The sequence below is a fragment of the Neisseria sp. P0022.S010 genome (assembly GCF_051956635.1).
This window is the reverse complement of the sequence record NZ_JBQCXF010000627.1, coordinates 1-1,584: the sequence shown is the minus strand read 5'-3', so window position 1 is coordinate 1,584 and position 1,584 is coordinate 1. Positions and strand designations below refer to the sequence as shown.

Annotated in this window: 2 protein-coding genes; both read right to left on the bottom strand. The window is 48.7% G+C overall.

The features are described from left to right. Positions 1-52 precede the first annotated feature (52 nt). Positions 53-1,342: a CAP domain-containing protein gene (locus tag ACTHUT_RS20080; protein ID WP_314511982.1), complete on the bottom strand. Its 1,290-nt coding sequence runs from the start codon at positions 1,340-1,342 to the stop codon at positions 53-55. A gap of 69 nt (positions 1,343-1,411) precedes the next feature. Next, positions 1,412-1,543 (bottom strand): hypothetical protein, encoded by a 132-nt coding sequence (locus ACTHUT_RS20075; protein ID WP_256388404.1) that lies wholly within the window; start codon positions 1,541-1,543, stop codon positions 1,412-1,414. Between the last annotated feature and the right edge of the window lie 41 nt (positions 1,544-1,584).

Below are 1,584 nucleotides of genomic sequence, written 5' to 3'. Positions count from 1 at the left end.
TGAGGCGGTATTTTATCAGCTTTTTGGTGCTTCATGCCGTCTGAAAACGGCTTTATTTCCATAAATAAAGTGTAATGGCGCGCCTGTCTTCGCCTTCGGGCATTAAGCGGATGCTGCTGCCTTTGCTTCCGTTGACACGAATAATAATACCACCGGCCTGTCGTTCGATAATGTCGATTTGGGTGTCGCGGTTCATGCGGTAGTTGTAGCGTTCGCATTGCTTCAAGCACCAAAAATTCTGCCAATGGATAAAATATTTTTGTCCGGATTCGATGGCCAGCGTTTCGCCGCCTTTGACGATGAAGTAAGGATAATCGGGTTTTTGCGTGCTGAATGTCCATTCAGCTGTTCTGTTTTTTCCGTTTTGACGGTATTCAAATACGGCACGGTAGTCGGTGTCGTATTCCAATGGCTGTAAAGGAAACAGCGCAAATTGGCGTTCGGTCAGGAGGCGGTTTGGGTCATTATCTTTATCTAAGATTTTGACGTCTCTGATTTCTTTTGTGTCCTGATACAGTTTGAACGAGCGCATTTTGACCGGAGGCGATTGTTCTGAGAACGCGATGCTGACAGGATTGCCGGTCATTTCATAATGCGGCATAGGGTCGGGACGTTCGCCATGGAAAACCGGCGAAGCGAAGTTGCCTTGCGGATAGGTGATGTAAGGCTGGAATTTGCGGTTGGAGATTTCATCCGCATAAACAATGGCATGACCATGGCAGGCATCTTGATAAAACGAGCGGCTGAGGTCAGAGAGGGGGCGGTTTTTTTGGCAGAGGCTGTTGAATCTGCTGTCGCCCTGATTGATGCTCAGCGCGATTTGTTTGCCTTGTGATTCAAACGCCGCTCCGGCCTCGTCGATATTTTGATCGAGTAGGGAGAGACGGTGGTAAATCGCCGTCATCAGATTGTCCAGTTGATGTTGGGCAGGTAGATGGTCGTTGATTTTTTCGTTTGGCGGATGCTGGCCGGTGCTGACGTTTTCGTGCACGCCTTTATAGGCATAACCGGCTTTGCGCGTGCGGTCTGATGGGCGTGGACCTGTATAAAAGGGATTGCGTGTATTTTTTTCGTCATGTCCGTCGTCAGGGTTTTGCAGCAGATAGCGGGCATGATTGCGCGCGGCGCGTTCGAGTGTGGCTGAGTGCGCCAGTGCGGGCAGATTGGCTGAGGAGCGGAGGAAGTTTAAATACGCCAAGGCATCAAAATCGGCAACGGCAGTACGATTTTGCGGCGGTTGGGCGTAGATAAGCTGGTCTTCGGAATAGCGATGGGTTTCGTAGTATTGGAATATGCCGAGGGCGATGGCAAAACCACCCAGCCAGTAAAGAATGTGTTTCATTATATGTACTGCGTTCAGACGGCCTTGAGTATGTAGATGTTTCCCCTTGAAACTCATGCTGTTAAATGATTATTTTGATAGCGGCTTGACTTGGAATGCTTCAGGATGGGATTTGAAATATTCGACAGCGATAAATCCGCCGCCAATAATAATCAAGAGGGCAATGGCCATGCCGATCATCGCTAAAATGAATTTGTCCATATGTGTCCGTTTGAATGAAGGCCGTCTGAAACACTTGAAAG

Excerpts from the sequence above, each read along its gene's own strand:
- ACTHUT_RS20080 (WP_314511982.1), bottom strand. The coding sequence starts at position 1,342 with ATGAAACACATTCTTTACTGGCTGGGTGGTTTTGCCATCGCCCTCGGC.
- ACTHUT_RS20075 (WP_256388404.1), bottom strand. The coding sequence starts at position 1,543 with ATGGACAAATTCATTTTAGCGATGATCGGCATGGCCATTGCCCTCTTG.